A 17,464-nucleotide genomic window follows, 5' to 3' on the forward strand; every position below is an offset into this window, starting at 1 on the left:
GCGCAGCTGCGCGTGCTGGAGCAGCAACTGCGGGATGCACTGCTGGACGGCGACCATGGCGCAGCCACTGCGCTGCTGTCACCGGTGTTGTTCATGATGGACGGGCAGGGCGGTCGGATGCTCGACCTGCCCTGGCTGAGGGACTGGCAGCAAGGACGCCTGCAGATTATTGCGCTACAGGTGCATGCAGTTGAAACGTTGCTGTGTGGACGCTTGGCGTTGTTGTCCGGCGATGTTCAGCTGCAAGTGTACTGGCTGGGACGCGAACACGTGCAGCGCTTTCGCCTGTTGCGCGTCTGGACAAGCGCTTCCAATGCAAGCGGCGCGCAGCTGCTGTCGATGGCGGTGCTGGCAGGCTGAACACGGTCATGCAGCTTTCAGGCCCCGTTTGCGTGCAGATGGTAGGGTCCAAGGTCTCTGTAGTTTCGACAAGGAGTCGAGCCATGCGTGTAGTTTCCAGTCTGTTGGCTGCCTCCCTCGGCCTTGCGCTGAGCGCCTGTCAGCCGGCGCAGACGCCGGCCGCCAGTGGCGCAGGCGATGCGGTCGCAACGCCGGCACCGGCACCTGTGGCTGCCGCTGTTGATGGCGGCGGCAACGAAACCCTCTATCGCTGCGGCGACCTCGATGTGCGCGCGACCTTCAACGGTGAGGACGCAGCGACGGTTGTGGTTGGCGGGCGCAGTTTCGCGATGTCCTCCGAACGTGCGGCCTCCGGTGCGAAGTATGCCGACGGCAAGGGCAACAGCTTCTGGACCCGCGGCAGCGATGAAGCGCTGCTCAGCCTGAAGGGCGAAGCGGATCGTGAGTGTGCAGCGGTGGAAGCCACCGAGGGCGATGGCAGCGCCGGCAACGCCACGTTCCGTGCCACCGGCAACGAGCCGGGCTGGCTGGCCGTCGTCGACGGTGATGCACCGGGCCTGCAGGTGGACGTCGACTATGGCGAGCGCCGCTTCAACGTCGCCAAACCGACCGAGGGCGCAGATGGCTGGGTTGGCAAGGCGGCCGATGGCACCGACATCAAGTTGAGCTTCCAGCGCACCACCTGCCAGGACGGCATGAGTGGCGAGACATTCGAGGCCAAGGCGATGATGACCGTGGGTACGCGCCAGTACCACGGCTGCGGCAACTTCGGCGGCAAATAGGAAAAAGGGGACGGAGTCGCCTTTTTAGCGTCAGCCCTCGCAGGGCTTCAGATCCAGATCGAACGCAAGGTCGTAGCGACCATTGATGTCGATCAGTGCCTCGCGGATCGCGCAGTCGTTCTGGTGGCGGGCCACCAGGTCGGCGAAGATCTTCTCGCGACCCTCGCAGTACGTCGCATTGGCCTCTTCGAGTTCCCGACGGCGCTCGTCGTCGTAGGGTTCTTCGCCGGCGAAATGCTGGCAGGTGTTTTCGCGCGCGAAAAACGCCTGTACGTCGCCGGGCACCTGACAGTAGATGCGTATGTCTTCGATGCCGTACACGTCGTTGGAGACCGCGCAGCCAGCGGCAGCACGGGCCTGTTCCAGTTCCTCGTAACTCGAGGGCAGGTTGGCAGCGGACGGCTCCTCGGCCAGTTCCTGCACGGCCGCCGCGTGCGAAGCCGCTGCCGGTGCGATGGGGGCCACCTGGTCGACTGCTGCGGCCTCTGGCGTGGCATCACCAGCGCCGTTGTCCGCTGCCTGCGGCGAGCACGCCGCAAGCAGGGACAGGCAGGCGATCAGTGCCGCGCGCTCAATCGGCACGGCCGGCAAATTCGCCGGTGGCGGTGCTCACCAGCACACGCTCGCCGTTGACGATGTACTCCGGCACCATGATCTCGATGCCGGTGTTGAGCTTGGCCGGCTTCGGGCGCTTGGTGGCGGTACCGCCCTTCAGTTCCGGCGGCGTCTCGATCACTTCCAGCACCACCGAGGCCGGCAGCTGGATGGCCACCGGCTGCTCGTCGATCACCTGCACGTAGATGCCGGTCAGGCCGTCGGTGATGTAGCCAGCGTCATCGCCGATCACGTCCGCGTCCAGGGTGTAGGGGGTGTAGTCCTCGTCATCGAGGAACACGAACGCATCGCCGTCCTTGTACGAGTAGGTGGACTGACGGCGCAGCAGTTCGACTTCGACCAGGTTGTCGTCGGCATCGAAGCTGGCGTCGAGCTTGTTGCCGCCCGGCACGCTGTACATGATGAAACGGAAGCGGACGTTGCCGCCGCGACCCTGCGGCGAGCTGCGCTCGATGTCGCGGATCTGGTAGACGCCGTTGTTGAACTCGACGACGTTGCCCTTCTTGATGTCGTTGGCTTTCATGATGATGTTGGTCGTTGGGGGAGGGCGCCGTCCCGGCGCCCGGGGGGAATCACTTCGGAGCGAGCCGGGTGGCGCCGTCCAGGCGGATGGTCTCGCCGTTGATGTAGGTGTTGCCGAGGATGTGGCCGACCAGGCTGGCGAAGTCTTCCGGCTTGCCCAGGCGCGGCGGGAACGGGATCGATGCGGCCAGCGACTCCTGCACGGCTTCGGGCATGCCATCGACCATCGGTGTCCAGAACACGCCCGGCGCGATGGTGTTGACGCGGATGCCGAAGCGCGACAGCTCGCGGGCCATCGGCAGCGTCATTGCCACCACGCCCCCCTTGGAGGCGGAGTAGGCGGCCTGGCCGATCTGCCCTTCGTAGGCAGCAACGCTGGCGGTGTTGATGATGACGCCGCGCTCGCCGTCCACGCCGGCCTCGTTGTGCTGCATGCGATTGGCGGCGGCCTTGGCGACGTTGAAGCTGCCGACCAGGTTGACCATCACCGTGCCCTGGAACCCGGCCAGCGGCATCGGGCCTTCCTTGCCCAGCACGCGGCCAGCGCCAAGGATGCCGGCGCAGTTCATGGCGACATTCAGGCCGCCGAGGAAATCGAAGGCCTGGTCGATGGCCGCCGACACGGATGCTTCATCACTGACGTTGACATTGAAATAGCGGGCGTTGTCCTGCCCCAGCCCGGCAACAGCGGCCGCACCCTTGGCGTCGTTGAGGTCGAACAGGGCGACCTTGCCGCCCTGGGCAACCAGGTGCTGGGCCACGGCCAGGCCGAGGCCGGAGACGCCGCCAGTGATCACGGCACGTACGGAAGACAGCTGCATTGCACGGTCCTGCAGGTTCAAGAACCGCCGATTCTAACGGAAGCGACGGCAGCCGCCGTTGTGCACTGCGCCGCCGGCCTCAGCCCAGTTCGCGGGCGCGGCGCAGGCGACGCTCGAAGTCCGCGGCGGGCAGGCCGTGGGCGAACAGGAAGCCCTGGCCGACGGTCACCCCCAGGTCGAGCAGGCATTGCCGTTGCGGCTCGGTTTCCACGCCTTCGGCGACTACGCCCAGGCCGAGGCTGCGTGCAATCGCGCAGACCGCCTCGCAGACCGCCACATCCGAGCGGTTGCGGGGGATGCCTTCGACGAACAGCTGGCTCAGCTTCAGCCCATGGATGGGTAGCCGGCGTAGGTAGTTCAGCGCGCTGTAGCCCTCGCCGAAGTCATCGATGGTCAGCATCACCCCCATCTCGCGCAGGCGGGCGAAGGTGCGCAGGGTATCCGGCGCATCCTCGATCAGCACCCGCTCGGTGAACTCCAGCTCCAGCACGCTGCCGGGCAGGCCGAACTCGTCCAGCACCTGCCGCACCCAGCGGGCGAGATCCTCACCGACGAACTGCCGCCAGGAAACGTTGACAGCCACCCGCACCAGGCCGAGCCCGTCGTCCTGCCATTGCCGTACCTGCCGGCAGGCTTCGCGCAAGGCCCATTGGCCGATGCGCACGATGTCGCCGGTGTGCTCGGCGTGGCGGATGAACAGGTCCGGGCGCATCGGCCCCAGCTGGATGTTGTGCCAGCGCATCAACGCCTCGCAGGCGATGGTGGCGCCGCTGCGCAGGTTGACCTGTGGCTGGTAGACCAGGTGGAACTCGTCGCCATCGAGGGCCTTGTGCAGGCGGCTCTCGATCTGCAGGCGGTCATGCTGGCGCTGTGCCAGTTCCGGGGAGAACACCTGCCAGCCATTGCGGGTGCGTCGCTTGCACTCGTACATCGCGGTGTCGGCGTTCTGGATCAGCTGCTGCGGCCGGTCGCCATCACGTGGTGCACGGGCGATGCCGATGCTGGCGGTGACCGGGAACTCGTCGCTGCCCAGCTGGAACGGTGCCGAGAAGGCTGCGGTGATGCGCTCGGCCAGTTGTTCGGCCTGGTCCGGCTGGTCGCGCAGGTCACAGATCACCAGGAACTCGTCGCCACCAAAGCGTGCAAGCAGGCCTTCGGTGCCGATCGCGGTGGCGATGCGCCGGGTCGCTTCGATCAACAGTTCATCACCGGCGTTGTGGCCGAGCAGATCGTTGACCACCTTGAAACGGTCCAGGTCGATGTACAGCACGGCCACACGGTCGTGGCTGGGGCTGTCCATGCGCACGCCCAGATCGCTCAGCACCGCATCGCGGTTCATGATGCCGGTCAGCGGGTCGGTGCGGGCCTGCACGCGCAGGGTTTCCTCGGCCTGCTTGCGCTCGGTGATGTCCTGCACGGTGCCGGTGATGCGCGCGGCATCGACATCGCCGGCCGAGACCTCGCCGATCATCCGGATCCAGAACGAGTGGCCATCGCGGCGCTGGCCCTGCAGCTCCAGGCCGAAGCTGCTGCGGTGCTCGATGGTGTCGGCCAGCGCCTGCTGCAGGGCGGCGCGGTCGTCGCTGCGCAGGCAGTCCAGCAGGTCCGGCATGTCTTCCAGATCGGCTGGCTGGCCGACGATGCGCCGCGCCTCATCGGTGAGGTACAGGCGCTGCAGGCCACGATCCCACTCCCAGCCGCCGATGTGGGCCAGTGACTGCGCGCGCGCGAACAGGGTGCTGTTGCGCTTCAGTTCGGTGATGTCACTGAACATCGCATAGACATGGTCGGCCTGGTCGCAGCCGTTGCCGAACACCGGTACGTTGGTGGTGGACAGCCACAGCATGCGTCCGCGTGGGCGGTGGTACAGGCCGATGATGGTGCTGCGGATCATCCGCCCGGCCTGGAAGCAGCGGCTGGTCGGCCACTGTGACTGGGTCAGCGGATGGCCGTGTTCGTCGACAATGATCCAGGCTTCGGGATCGAGCATCGAATTCAAGCCCACGCCACCACCGGTGAGGCCGAGGATGCGGTGCGCTGCGGGATTGGCGGACAAAACGCGCAGATCACGGTCGAACAGGATCACGCCCTTGTCGATCGATTCCATCAACAGGCGATAGCGGGACTCTGCGCGCCAGCGTCCGCTCAGGTCGCGGGCGACGGCCACGATGCAGGGCTGGCCTCGGTCCTGGAAGCCGGCCGAATGCACCTCCACTGGAAAACGACTGCCGTCGCCGCGCATGTTGGTTACTTCGATGACATAGGTGTCGCCGCGGTTCAGCGCCTCCCACACCGGTTGCAGGTGGTCGCTGGGCAGGTCGGGATTGAGCAGTTCGATCGGCTGGCCGACGATGTCTTCGCGCCGGCGGTCGTAGGCAATGATGCCGGCACGATTGACGTCCAGCACCACGCCTTCGGCGCTGAGGATGCTGACCGGGTCGGGTACGGCGTCGAACAGCGCGGCATAGCGGGCCTGGGTATCCAGCTCGCGCTGCTGTGCATCGGCCAAGGCTTGCCGCACCTGGCGCAGCAGTCTGGCCTGGGCCGGCGATGGAGAAGCGGCCAACGCCGCGTCCAGAGCGGCCAGCGCGTCGTCGGTTGCGGCGGAAGCATCGCCGATGGCCGGACGGTCGCGCGGGCCGCTGTCGTTCATGTCGCCGCCAGCGCCTGCCCGACGCGGCTGGCGGTGGCACGGCCGAGCAACCCGGCCAGCCAGCGGCCGGTCTCGGCCAGCGATGGCAGGTCCACGCCGCATTCCAGGCCCAGGCCCTGCAACAGGTACACCACGTCCTCGCTGGCTACGTTGCCGCTGGCGCCCTTCGCGTACGGGCAGCCGCCGGCGCCGGATACGGCGCTGTCGACCACGCGCACGCCTTCTTCCAGGCAGGCCGCGATGTTGGCGATGGCCTGGCCATAGGTATCGTGGAAGTGCACGGCCAGTGCGCTCATCGGGATCTCGGCAGCTACTGCCTGCAGCATCGCGCGGGCCTTGCGTGGCGTACCGACGCCGATGGTGTCGCCCAGCGAGATTTCGTAACACCCCATTTGATGCAGGGCACGGGCCACACGCACGACGTCGGCCAGCGGCACCTCGCCCTGGTACGGGCAGCCGAGCACAGTGGAGACGTAGCCACGCACGCGCACACCATCAGCCGCCGCACGGCGCAGGATCGGTTCGAAACGGGCCAGCGATTCATCGATGCCAGCGTTGGTGTTGGTGCGGTTGAACGCTTCCGATGCGGCGGTGAAGACCGCGATTTCCTGCACGCCGACGGCGCGCGCACGGTCGTAGCCCTGTTCGTTCGGCACCAGTACCGGATAGGCGATGCCCGGGAGACGCTGGATGCCGGCATAGACCTCGGCCGCGTCGGCCAGTTGCGGGACCCAGCGTGGGCTGACGAAGCTGGTCGCCTCGATGGTGCGCAGGCCGGTGGCCGACAGGCGATCGATCAGGGCGATCTTGTCGGCGGTGGCCACGGCCTGCTTTTCGTTCTGCAGCCCATCGCGTGGGCCGACTTCGACGATGCGGACGAAATCGCTCATCGCGGCATCCCCACGGCAGGCGGGGCGGGACGGGCAGGGCGGATGGGATCGACTGGGGTCACGGCGGTTCCTGGGAAGCGGGGGCGGCCCGGTCTTCGCCAGGCTGCCAGATGAGATACGCAGGCGGGTCGCACAAGCGGCCACGCCTGCGCCTGGTTACGGTGGAAGGGCCTACCCGGGCAGGTGGCAGACCGCCTCGATGTTGTTGCCGTCCGGATCGATCACGAAGGCGGCGTAGTAGTCCGGGTGGTACCACGGGCGCAGGCCGGGCGCCCCGTTGTCGCGGCCACCTGCGGCCAGGGCGGCGGCATGGAACGCATCAACCTGGGCGCGTTCGCCGCAGACGAAGGCCACGTGCACACCCTGGCTGAGGGGGGCCGCATTGCCCAGCCAGAAGAACGGCTTGCCGTGTTTGCCGAAACCCACGTGGTCGTGGGCGCCGGTCTGCTCGGCACTGACCTCCATCACCACGTCGATCTGCAGCGGTGCCAGCGCCTGCAGGAAGAAGGCCTTGCTGCGCGGCAGGTCGCCACTGTTCACACCGATATGGTCCAGCATGTCAGGCCTCCGTGACCCAGTGCGGCGCGCGCTTGTCCAGGAACGCGCCCAGGCCTTCCTGGCCTTCGGCCGACACCCGCAGGCGGGCGATCAGGGCGGCATTGTCACGGTCCAGGCTGTCGCGATCATCGGCGTCGCGCACCTGCCGGACCAGCAGCTTGGCCGAGGCCGAGGCGATCGGCCCGGCCTTGTCGAGCAGGGCCAGCTGCCGCTGTACCGCCTCGTCCAGGCGTTCGGGCTCCACCAGATGGTGGATCAGGCCGATACGCAGGGCGATGTCGGCGTCGAAGTGCTCGCCGGTAGCGAACCAGCGACGGGCCTGGCGGCTGCCGATGGCCTCGATCACATAGGGCGAGATCACTGCCGGCAGCAGGCCCAAGCGGCTTTCGGTCAGGCCGAAGCGGGCGGCGCTGGTGGCGATGGCGATATCGCAGCAGGCCACCAAACCGACACCGCCACCGAAGGCGGCGCCGTGGACCCGGGCCAGGGTCGGCTTGGGCAGCTCGTCCAGGGTGCGCATCAGCCGGGCCAGGGCGAGGGCGTCCTCGCGGTTGTCCGCCTCGCTGGCCGAGGCCATGCCGCGCATCCACTGCATGTCGGCACCGGCGGAGAAGGAGGCACCGTGGCCGGCCACTACCACCGTGCGCACCGTGTCATCGTGTCCGGCCGCTTCCAGGGCTGCGGTCAGCCGGGCGATCAGGCCGGCGTCAAAGGCATTGTGCAGCTCCGGCCGGTTCAGCCAGAGGGTCAGGACAGCGCCATTGCGCTCGATCTGCAAAGCATCGTTCATGGGATTCCGGGGGTTGCTCCATACCTGTATGGATCATAGCGGGCCATTGGTCATGGGCCATGACGCGACGCGGGAATGTTAGAATCGAGAACCATTTACATCCAGCAGAGAACACGCTAGATGACGCTGTCCGAACTGCCCCTGCACGCCTCGGCCGTGGTCGATTCCGTGCAGGACCTGCATGCCAACGATGCCATCGCCCGGCGCCTGCGCGAGCTGGGCTTCGTCAAGGGTGAGGAAGTGCGCCTGGTGGCGCGAGGTCCGGTCGGCGGCGAGCCGCTGCTGGTGCAGGTCGGGTTCACCCGTTTCGCGCTGCGTATCAGTGAGGCACGGCGCGTGGTCATCGACCCGGCCAGCCAGGAGCGACGCGCATGAGCGCCACCGCAACCACCGCCCCGCTGCGCATCGCGCTGGTCGGCAATCCCAACAGCGGCAAGACCGCCCTGTTCAACCAGCTGACCGGCAGCCGGCAGAAGGTCGCCAACTACACCGGCGTCACTGTCGAGCGCAAGGAAGGCCGCCTGCGTGCGCCGTCCGGCCGCGAGTTCGCCGTGCTCGATCTGCCGGGCGCCTACAGCCTGCATCCGGCCAGCCTCGACGAGGCGATCACCCGCGACCTGTGCCGGGGCTTCTATCCGGGTGAGGCCGCGCCGGACGTTCTTCTGTGCGTGATCGACGCCACCAACCTGCGCCTGCACCTGCGTTTCGCGCTGGAACTGCGCGAGCTGGGCAAGCCGATGATCATCGCCCTGAACATGGTCGACGCTGCGCAGCGTCGCGGCATCCAGATCGACGTTGCCGCGCTGGAACGTGAGATCGGTGTGCCGGTGGTGGAAACCGTGGCGGTGCGCAAGCAGGGCGCGCGTGCGCTGGTGGAACGCCTGGACACGATGGTGCCGCACCTGGATGCGCCGCTGGCCGGTGTTGAAAAGGACGTGGATTACCACGCGCAGGTACGCGCCATCCTGGCCGCCGCCGTACGGATGCCGGCGCGGACCGCGAAGATCGACGACACGCTCGACCGCTGGCTGCTGCATCCGGTGTTCGGCCTGATCACCCTGGTCGTGGTGATGTTCCTGATCTTCCAGGCGGTGTTCGCCTGGGCGACGCCGCTGATGGATGGCATCGAGGCCGGCTTCGGCTGGCTGGGTGAACTGGCTGCCAGCGTGCTGCCGGCAGGGCCGCTGACCAGCCTGCTGACCGACGGTATCATCGCCGGCCTGGGTGGCGTGGTGGTGTTCCTGCCGCAGATCCTGATCCTGTTCGCCTTCATCCTGGCACTGGAGGAGTCCGGTTACCTGCCACGCGCCGCGTTCCTGCTGGACCGCATGATGGCGGCGGCAGGCCTGTCCGGTCGTTCGTTCATCCCGCTGCTGTCCAGCTTCGCCTGTGCGGTGCCGGGCATCATGGCCACCCGCAGCATCCAGGACCCGCGTGACCGCCTGGCCACGATCCTGGTGGCACCGCTGATGACCTGCTCGGCGCGCCTGCCGGTGTATGCGCTGCTGATCGGCGCGTTCATTCCGGCCGGCAAGATCGGTATCTTCAACCAGCAGGGCCTGGTGCTGTTCGGCCTGTACGTGGCCGGCATCCTCAGCGCGCTGGTGATGTCGTGGGTGATGAAGAAGTGGCGCCGCGACAAGAGCGAGCACCCGCTGATGCTGGAGCTGCCGTCGTACCGCATTCCGCATCCGCGCGACCTCGCCGTCGGCCTGTACGAGCGCGGCATGATCTTCCTGCGGCGCGTCGGCGGCATCATCCTGGCGCTGACCATCCTGCTGTGGTTCCTGCTGTCGTTCCCGGGCGCACCCGCCGATGCGACGATGCCGGCCATCGACTACAGCTATGCCGGCCAGATCGGCCATGCGATGACGGCGATCTTCGCGCCGCTGGGCTTCAACTGGCAGATCTGCATCGCGCTGATTCCGGGCCTTGCCGCGCGCGAAGTGGCGGTGTCCTCGCTGGCGACGGTATACGCGCTGTCGGCCGCCGATGACGATGCGGCGATCTCCGCGCTGTCGCCGGTGGTGGCTGATGGCTGGTCGCTGGCCACCGGTCTGGCCCTGCTGGTGTGGTTCATCTACGCGCCGATGTGCATCTCGACGCTGGCCACCATCAAGCGCGAGACCAACTCGTGGAAGCAGATGGGCTTTGCGGCGTTCTACCTGTTTGCTGCGGCCTATGTCGCGGCGCTGATCACCTACCAGGTGAGCGTGGCGCTGGGAGGCGGCTGATGGACGCTGGCCTGCTGATCCAGTACCTGATCATCGCGGTGGCCGTGCTGTTCAGTGCCTGGGTGGTGCTGAAGAAGCAGGCGCCCGGCACCGTGCGCAAACTGCGTGGTGCGCTGGCACTGGCGCTGCTGAAGCCGGGCCGCGCGGCCTGGCTGCAGGCGCTGGGACGGAAGATCGCGCCGCCGGCCACTGGCGGTGGCGGCGCGTGTGGCGGCTGTGACAGCTGCGGGCCGACGCCGCCGAAGCAGCACTGAGGCTGCCTTTCCTGCTTTGGTGGGTGCGAACCTTGGTGCTTTGGTGGGTGCGAACCTTGGTTCGCACGCCCTTGATCTTCATCCACGCATGGCGTGGATCTAGTGGATCTACTAGTCCCTGACCAGTCCGCCATCCACCACCAGGTTCTGCCCGGTGACCGCGCGCGCCCACGGGCTGGCGAAGAACAGCACGGCATCGGCGAACTCGGCCGGCGTGGTGACGCTGCGCAGCGGCGTGTTGGCGGCGATGTAGTCGAATACGGCTTCCGGCGTGGCGGCGCTGGCGTCGGTAGCGCGCAGCAGGCCGCCGGAGAGCATGTTGACCGTGATGCCGTGCGGGCCGAGATCCCCGGCCAGGGTGCGGGTGAGCGACAGCAGCGCGGCCTTGGCGGCGGTGTAGTCGTGGTAGGGCACCACCGGGTTCTGGAACAGGTTGGTGCCGATGTTGATGACCCGGCCGAAGCGCCGCGCCTGCATGCCGGGCAGGGTGGCCTGCACGGTGTTCAGGGCGCCGCGGACGCTGCCTTCGAACTGCGCCTGGAAAGCCGGCCAGCCGATGTCGGCGGCGCTGTCGCGGGCTTCGCCATTGAACGAGAACGCGGCCAGCGCGTTGTTGACCACGGTGGTCACGCCCTGGCCGAAGTGCGCCAGTGCGTGCTGCAGCAGGTTGTCGACCTGGGTGCGGTCGGTGACGTCGGCCTGCAGGGCGATGGCCTGGCCGCCCAGTTCGCTGGCCAGAGCGCGTGCGGCCGCTTCGCTGCGGTGATAGTTGATGACAACCCGCGCGCCCTGCGCGGCGAAGGCGCGGGCGATGTGCTGGCCGAGGCCGCGACCGGCGCCGGTGACCAGCACCAGCTGTTCGCTGATCTGCATGATGGTCAGGCAATCCATGGCAAAAGGGCATGCAGCGTAGCAGCGACAGTGCTTGCCGGACCATGCGTGCTGCCGCTAGCCTGCGTGCATGAACCAGACTCCCCTGCGATTGCTTATTCACGGCGCCTCCGGGCGCATGGGCCAGGCCCTGTTGCGGTTGGCCGCCGAACACCCTGATTCCCTGCAGATCGTCGCTGCGGTGGCCGGCCGCGCGCCGGCCCAGCGGGTGATTGATGGTGTGCCGTTCTTCGCCGCCAGCGAGTTGCCGGGGGCGCCGGTGTTCGACGTGGCGATCGATTTCAGCCTGCCGGAGGGCTTCGATGCACTGCTGGCACTGTGCGTGGAGCGCGGCGCAGGCCTGGTGTCGGGCACCACCGGTATCTCCACTGCGCAGCGGCAGGCGCTGGAGACGGCGGCGGTGAAGATCCCGCTGGTGTGGGCGTCGAACTTCAGCCTGGGCGTGGCGGTACTGGATGAGCTGGTGGAGCGCGCTGCGCAGGCGCTGGCGGGCTGGAACTGCGACATCGTCGAGTCGCACCATACACAGAAGAAGGACGCGCCCTCGGGCACGGCGCTGACCCTCGGTGCCGCAGCACAGCGGGGCGGGGCCGAGCCTCAGTACGCCAGCCTGCGCGCCGGTGACATCGTCGGCGAGCATCTGGTGCAGTTCACCGGCCTGGGCGAGCGCATCGAGCTGGTGCACCGGGCCACCAATCGCGACATCTTCGCCCGCGGGGCACTGTTTGCCGCTCGCCAGCTGCAGGGCCGGGCGGCGGGCAGCTACCGGGTACGCGACCTGCTGGAATAAGACAGGTAGTGCCGGCCGCTGGTCGGCAATCCCCTTGCCGTCGGGCATCCCGTGGTTGCCGGCCAGCGGCCGGCACTACCGGGGGCAGGGCCTGCATACGCCCCCGGATTGAAATGAATGCGCAATCGCCTGTTCATGAATGGCGATAACCGCTGGCGCGCGCGCCCCGGCACCGCTACAATTCGCACTCGCCGAATCACGAAAGCCGGACCGGTCCCAGACCGTACGTCCGCGCTTTTTTGCAACCGGATTTCCGTGAAGCGCAGGCGTGACTTCGGCACCCCCTCGGTAGCCAAAGTGAGAATTCCGTGACCCAAGCCGCAATCCTCGTCCTCGAAGACGGCACCGTATTCGAGGGCGAATCCGTAGGCGCGCCCGGCCTGTCCGTCGGTGAGGTGGTGTTCAACACCGCCATGACCGGCTACCAGGAAGTGTTGACCGACCCGTCCTACGCCCGGCAGATGGTCACGCTGACCTATCCGCACATTGGCAACACCGGCATGACCGACCAGGACAATGAAGCGTCCAGGGTGTGGTCGGCCGGCCTGATCGTGCGCGATGTGCCGCGCCGCCCCAGCAACTGGCGCAGCCAGGTGTCGCTGCAGGACTGGCTGATCCAGCGTGGCGTGGTCGCCATCGCCGGCATCGACACCCGCAAGCTGACCCGCATCCTGCGCGAGAAGGGCGCCCAGAACGGCGCGCTGATGGCTGGCGACGGCATCGATGTGGAAAAGGCACTGGAAGCGGCCCGCAAGTTCCCCGGCCTGAAGGGCATGGATCTGGCCAAGGTCGTCACCACCGACAAGTCCTACGTCTGGACCGAGGGCCAGCTGGACCTGGATGCCAATGCCTTCGTCAGCGTGCCGGCCAAGTACAAGGTCGTGGCCTACGACTTCGGCGTGAAGACCAACATCCTGCGCATGCTGGCCGAGCGCGGCTGCGAGGTCACCGTGGTGCCGGCGCAGACCCCGGCCGCCGACGTGCTGGCGCTGAAGCCGGATGGCGTGTTCCTGTCCAACGGCCCGGGTGACCCGGAGCCGTGCGACTACGCGATCGCCGCGATCAAGACCTTCATCGACGTGAAGATCCCGACCTTCGGCATCTGCCTGGGCCATCAGTTGCTGGGCCTGGCTTCGGGCGCGAAGACCATCAAGATGGGCCATGGCCACCATGGTGCGAACCACCCCGTGCAGGACCTGGACAGCGGCCGGGTGATGATCACCTCGCAGAACCACGGCTTCGCAGTGGATGAAGCGACCCTGCCGGCCACCCTGCGGGTGACCCACCGTTCGCTGTTCGACGGCACCAACCAGGGCATCGCCCGCACCGACGTGCCGGCCTTCTCGTTCCAGGGCCACCCGGAAGCGTCGCCGGGCCCGACCGATGTGGGCCCGTTGTTCGACCGTTTCGTGGCGCTGATGGACCAGGCCAAGGCGTGATCAGTACGCCGCCGGTTCGCCGGTGGCGTCGCGATGGACCGTAAGCCTCCGCATCGCGGCTGCCCCTGGCGCGGCGCTGCGGATCAAGATTCCTGATCGACAGCGTGCGATCACCCCCCTTGTCACGCTGTACTGACTTAGAGAAGAAAATGCCCAAGCGCACTGACCTCAAGACCATCCTCATCATCGGTGCCGGCCCGATCGTCATCGGCCAGGCCTGCGAGTTCGATTACTCCGGCGCCCAGGCCTGCAAGGCCCTGCGTGACGAGGGCTACCGCGTGGTGCTGGTCAACAGCAACCCGGCCACGATCATGACCGACCCGGAGATGGCCGACGCCGTCTACATCGAGCCGATCAACTGGCAGACGGTCGAGAAGATCATCGCCAAGGAAAAGCCTGACGCGCTGCTGCCGACCATGGGTGGCCAGACCGCGCTGAACTGCGCGCTGGACCTGGCCGACAACGGCGTGCTGGAGAAGTACAACGTCGAGCTGATCGGCGCCAAGCGCGAAGCCATCATGATGGCCGAAGACCGCGAGCTGTTCCGCGTGGCGATGAGCGAGATCGGCCTGGAGTGCCCGACCGCTGCCGTTGCCCATACCCTGGACGAAGCGCTGGAGATCCAGACCCGCGTCGGCTATCCGACCATCATCCGCCCCAGCTTCACCTTGGGCGGCAGTGGCGGCGGCATCGCCTACAACCGCGAAGAGCTGATCGAGATCGTCAACCGCGGCCTGGAACTGTCGCCGACCACCGAAGTGCTGGTCGAAGAGTCGGTGCTGGGTTGGAAGGAATTCGAGATGGAAGTGGTCCGCGATACCGCGGACAACTGCATCATCGTCTGTTCGATCGAGAATCTGGACCCGATGGGCGTGCACACCGGTGACTCGATCACCGTGGCCCCGGCGCAGACCCTGACCGACAAGGAATACCAGCGCCTGCGCGATGCCTCCATCGCCGTGCTGCGCAAGATCGGCGTGGATACCGGTGGTTCGAACGTGCAGTTCGGCATCAACCCGGACACCGGCCGCGTAGTGGTGATCGAGATGAACCCGCGCGTGTCGCGTTCCTCGGCGCTGGCCTCCAAGGCCACTGGCTTCCCGATCGCCAAGGTCGCCGCCAAGCTGGCCGTGGGCTACACCCTGGACGAACTGAAGAACGAGATCACCGGCGGCCTGACCCCGGCATCGTTCGAGCCGTCCATCGACTACGTCGTCACCAAGATCCCGCGTTTCGCCTTCGAGAAGTTCCCGGCTGCCGATGCGCGCCTGACCACCCAGATGAAGTCGGTGGGCGAGGTGATGGCAATGGGCCGCACCTTCCAGGAATCGATGCAGAAGGCCCTGCGTGGCCTGGAAACCGGCAAGGTCGGCTTCGACCCGACCGGCCTGGACCTGAGCAACGAAGACGATCTGCAGACCCTGCGTCGCGAGCTGAAGGCGCCGGGTCCGGAGCGTCTGTTCTTCGTCGCCGATGCGTTCCGCGCCGGCATGAGCGTGGAGGACATCTTCAAGCTGTCCTACATCGATCCGTGGTTCCTGGACCAGATCGAAGAAATCATCGCTGCCGAGACCCAGGTCGCCGCCGATGGCATCGACGCACTGGACGCGGCGCGCCTGCGCAAGCTCAAGCGCGCCGGCTTCTCCGATGCCCGCCTGGCCCAGCTGACCGGCACCAACGAAGCGGCCGTGCGTGCGCTGCGTCGCGCGCACAAGGTGCGCCCGGTGTACAAGCGCGTGGATTCCTGTGCCGCCGAGTTCTCCACCGGCACCGCCTACCTGTACTCGACCTATGAAGACGAGTGCGAAGCCGTGCCGAGCAACCGCGACAAGATCATGATCCTCGGCGGTGGCCCGAACCGCATCGGCCAGGGCATCGAGTTCGACTACTGCTGCGTGCACGCGGCACTGGCGCTGCGCGAGGATGGCTATGAAACGATCATGGTCAACTGCAATCCGGAAACCGTGTCGACCGACTACGACACCTCTGACCGCCTGTACTTCGAACCGCTGACCCTGGAAGACGTGCTGGAAATCGTCGAGCTGGAGCAGCCGAAGGGCGTGATCGTGCAGTACGGCGGCCAGACCCCGCTGAAGCTGGCACGCGCGCTGGAAGCCAATGGCGTGCCGGTGATCGGCACCAGCCCGGATTCGATCGACCTGGCCGAAGACCGCGAGCGCTTCCAGCAGCTGGTGGACCAGCTGGGCCTGAAGCAGCCGCCGAACCGCATTGCCCGCAACGACCAGGAAGCCCTGCTGCTGGCCCGCGAGATCGGCTACCCGCTGGTGGTGCGCCCGAGCTACGTGCTGGGTGGCCGCGCGATGGAAATCGTCTACGGCGAATCCGACCTGGCCCGCTACGTGCGCGATGCGGTGAAGGTGTCCAACGATTCGCCGGTGCTGCTGGACCGCTTCCTCGACAACGCCGTCGAGTGCGACGTGGACATCATCGCCGACGCCCAGGGCAACGTCCTGATCGGTGGCGTGATGGAACACATCGAAGAAGCCGGCGTGCACTCGGGCGATTCCTCCTGTTCGCTGCCGCCGTACTCGCTGTCGGCGCAAACCCAGGCAGAGCTGCGTCGCCAGGTGATCGAGCTGGCCAAGGCCCTGAACGTGGTGGGCCTGATGAACACCCAGTTCGCGATCCAGACCGACGAGGAAGGCAACGACACCATCTTCCTGCTGGAAGTGAACCCGCGTGCCTCGCGCACCGTGCCGTTCGTGTCCAAGGCCACCGGCATGCCGCTGGCCAAGATCGCGGCCCGCTGCATGGCTGGCAAGACCTTGGAAGAGCAGGGTGCCACCAAGGAAATCGTGCCGGACTACTACTCGGTGAAGGAGGCGATCTTCCCGTTCGCCAAGTTCCAGGGCGTCGACCCGATCCTTGGGCCGGAGATGCGCTCCACCGGTGAAGTGATGGGCGTGGGCCGTACCTTCAACGCCGCCTTCGCACGCGCGCAGGAAGCGGGTGGCATCAAGGCGCCGCCGGTGGGCAAGGCCTTCGTGTCGGTGCGCGACCCGGACAAGAAGCGCGTGTTGCCGGTGGCCAAGGCCCTGCTGGCACGTGGCTACAGCCTGGTTGCCACCCGTGGCACCGCAGCGTGGCTGCAGCAGCACGGCATGGATTGCGAGATCATCAACAAGGTGGTCGAGGGTCGCCCGCACATCGTCGATTCGATCAAGAACGGCGAGATCGTCTATATCGTCAACACGACCGAGGGCCGTGCAGCGATCAACGACTCGTTCTCGATCCGTCGCGAGGCGCTGCAGCACCGCGTCACCTATTCGACCACCATTGCCGGCGCCAAGGCGCTGGTGGATTCACTGGAATTCCGCGGTACCGGCCCGGTCTGGTCGCTGCAGGAACTGCACAAGGAGTTGAACGCATGAGAGCACCCATCACGATGAAAGGCGCGCAGCGACTGCGCGATGAACTGGATCACCTGAAGTCGGTCAAGCGCCCGAAGGTGATTGCCGCGATCGCCGAAGCGCGCGAGCATGGCGACCTGAAGGAGAATGCCGAGTACCACGCCGCGCGCGAGGAACAGGGCTTCATCGAAGGCCGCATCAAGCAGCTGGAAGGCGAGCTGTCGCACGCCGAGATCATCGACGTGAGCAAGCTCAATGCAGGCTCCAAGGTGGTGTTCGGCGCCAGCGTGACCCTGGCCGACGTGGAATCGGACGAAGAGAAGAAGTACCAGATCGTTGGTGATCTGGAAGCGGACATCAAACTGGGCCTGATCGCCATTTCCTCGCCGGTCGCCCGCGCGATGATCGGCAAGCTGGAGGGTGACTCGATCGTGATCGATGCGCCGGCCGGCCAGCGCGAGTACGAGATCGTCAGCGTCAGCTACCAGGACTGA

Annotated in this window: 17 protein-coding genes; 9 read left to right on the forward strand and 8 right to left on the reverse strand. The window is 66.8% G+C overall.

Annotation, left to right across the window (positions count from 1 at the left end; all coding sequences use genetic code 11):
- Positions 1-12 precede the first annotated feature (12 nt).
- Complete coding sequence (locus WKB25_RS08270; protein ID WP_340569931.1) at positions 13-360, forward strand: nuclear transport factor 2 family protein; 348 nt, start codon at positions 13-15, stop codon at positions 358-360.
- A gap of 83 nt (positions 361-443) precedes the next feature.
- Complete coding sequence (locus tag WKB25_RS08275; RefSeq protein ID WP_340569932.1) at positions 444-1,142, forward strand: MliC family protein; 699 nt, start codon at positions 444-446, stop codon at positions 1,140-1,142.
- 30 nt (positions 1,143-1,172) lie between these two features.
- Here the strand turns inward: WKB25_RS08275 and WKB25_RS08280 are convergent, their stop codons facing one another.
- The 7 genes from WKB25_RS08280 to WKB25_RS08310 form a co-directional block, all read right to left on the reverse strand.
- Complete coding sequence (locus tag WKB25_RS08280; protein WP_340569933.1) at positions 1,173-1,724, reverse strand: hypothetical protein; 552 nt, start codon at positions 1,722-1,724, stop codon at positions 1,173-1,175.
- Positions 1,714-2,280: an elongation factor P-like protein YeiP gene (yeiP, locus tag WKB25_RS08285; protein WP_099818338.1), complete on the reverse strand. Its 567-nt coding sequence runs from the start codon at positions 2,278-2,280 to the stop codon at positions 1,714-1,716. The genes WKB25_RS08280 and yeiP overlap by 11 nt, the downstream gene beginning before the upstream one ends.
- Positions 2,281-2,329: 49 nt before the next feature.
- A complete protein-coding gene (locus tag WKB25_RS08290) occupies positions 2,330-3,100 on the reverse strand; it encodes an SDR family NAD(P)-dependent oxidoreductase (protein ID WP_340569935.1) in 771 nt (256 codons plus the stop codon).
- Between the two features lie 79 nt (positions 3,101-3,179).
- Positions 3,180-5,753: an EAL domain-containing protein gene (locus tag WKB25_RS08295; protein WP_340569936.1), complete on the reverse strand. Its 2,574-nt coding sequence runs from the start codon at positions 5,751-5,753 to the stop codon at positions 3,180-3,182.
- Positions 5,750-6,643: a hydroxymethylglutaryl-CoA lyase gene (locus tag WKB25_RS08300; protein WP_340569937.1), complete on the reverse strand. Its 894-nt coding sequence runs from the start codon at positions 6,641-6,643 to the stop codon at positions 5,750-5,752. Before WKB25_RS08300 ends, WKB25_RS08295 begins: the two co-directional genes overlap by 4 nt.
- 171 nt (positions 6,644-6,814) lie before the next feature.
- Entirely contained in the window at positions 6,815-7,201 is a 387-nt protein-coding gene (locus WKB25_RS08305) for a VOC family protein (RefSeq protein WP_340569938.1), read from the reverse strand.
- A 1-nt stretch (position 7,202) separates the two neighbouring features.
- Positions 7,203-7,991, reverse strand: coding sequence for an enoyl-CoA hydratase-related protein (locus WKB25_RS08310; protein WP_340569939.1), 789 nt, complete (start codon positions 7,989-7,991; stop codon positions 7,203-7,205).
- Positions 7,992-8,111: 120 nt separating this feature from the next.
- Here WKB25_RS08310 and WKB25_RS08315 point away from each other — a divergent pair, with 120 nt between their 5' ends.
- The 3 genes from WKB25_RS08315 to WKB25_RS08325 are packed head-to-tail and all read left to right on the forward strand — an operon-like array spanning position 8,112 to position 10,479.
- Positions 8,112-8,366 (forward strand): FeoA family protein, encoded by a 255-nt coding sequence (locus WKB25_RS08315; RefSeq protein ID WP_176020820.1) that lies wholly within the window; start codon positions 8,112-8,114, stop codon positions 8,364-8,366.
- Complete coding sequence (gene feoB / locus WKB25_RS08320) at positions 8,363-10,225, forward strand: ferrous iron transport protein B (RefSeq protein WP_340569940.1); 1,863 nt, start codon at positions 8,363-8,365, stop codon at positions 10,223-10,225. The genes WKB25_RS08315 and feoB overlap by 4 nt, the downstream gene beginning before the upstream one ends.
- On the forward strand, positions 10,225-10,479 hold the full coding sequence (locus WKB25_RS08325) for a DUF6587 family protein (RefSeq protein ID WP_340569941.1): 255 nt from the start codon (positions 10,225-10,227) through the stop codon (positions 10,477-10,479). The genes feoB and WKB25_RS08325 overlap by 1 nt, the downstream gene beginning before the upstream one ends.
- 111 nt (positions 10,480-10,590) lie before the next feature.
- Here the strand turns inward: WKB25_RS08325 and WKB25_RS08330 are convergent, their stop codons facing one another.
- The gene (locus WKB25_RS08330; protein WP_340569942.1) at positions 10,591-11,370 is read right to left on the reverse strand and encodes a 3-oxoacyl-ACP reductase; all 780 of its coding nucleotides are present in this window, start codon (positions 11,368-11,370) and stop codon (positions 10,591-10,593) included.
- 70 nt (positions 11,371-11,440) lie between these two features.
- Between WKB25_RS08330 and dapB the strand changes: the two genes are divergently transcribed.
- The 4 genes from dapB (at position 11,441) to greA (ending at position 17,464) form a co-directional block, all read left to right on the forward strand.
- A complete protein-coding gene (dapB, locus tag WKB25_RS08335) occupies positions 11,441-12,160 on the forward strand; it encodes a 4-hydroxy-tetrahydrodipicolinate reductase (RefSeq protein ID WP_340569943.1) in 720 nt (239 codons plus the stop codon).
- A 308-nt stretch (positions 12,161-12,468) separates the two neighbouring features.
- Positions 12,469-13,599 (forward strand): glutamine-hydrolyzing carbamoyl-phosphate synthase small subunit, encoded by a 1,131-nt coding sequence (gene carA / locus WKB25_RS08340; protein WP_340569944.1) that lies wholly within the window; start codon positions 12,469-12,471, stop codon positions 13,597-13,599.
- Between the two features lie 149 nt (positions 13,600-13,748).
- The gene (gene carB, locus WKB25_RS08345; protein WP_340569945.1) at positions 13,749-16,991 is read left to right on the forward strand and encodes a carbamoyl-phosphate synthase large subunit; all 3,243 of its coding nucleotides are present in this window, start codon (positions 13,749-13,751) and stop codon (positions 16,989-16,991) included.
- 8 nt (positions 16,992-16,999) lie between these two features.
- On the forward strand, positions 17,000-17,464 hold the full coding sequence (gene greA / locus WKB25_RS08350) for a transcription elongation factor GreA (protein WP_176022519.1): 465 nt from the start codon (positions 17,000-17,002) through the stop codon (positions 17,462-17,464).

The organism is Stenotrophomonas sp. G106K1 (assembly GCF_037969685.1).
Taxonomy (GTDB): domain Bacteria; phylum Pseudomonadota; class Gammaproteobacteria; order Xanthomonadales; family Xanthomonadaceae; genus Stenotrophomonas; species Stenotrophomonas lactitubi.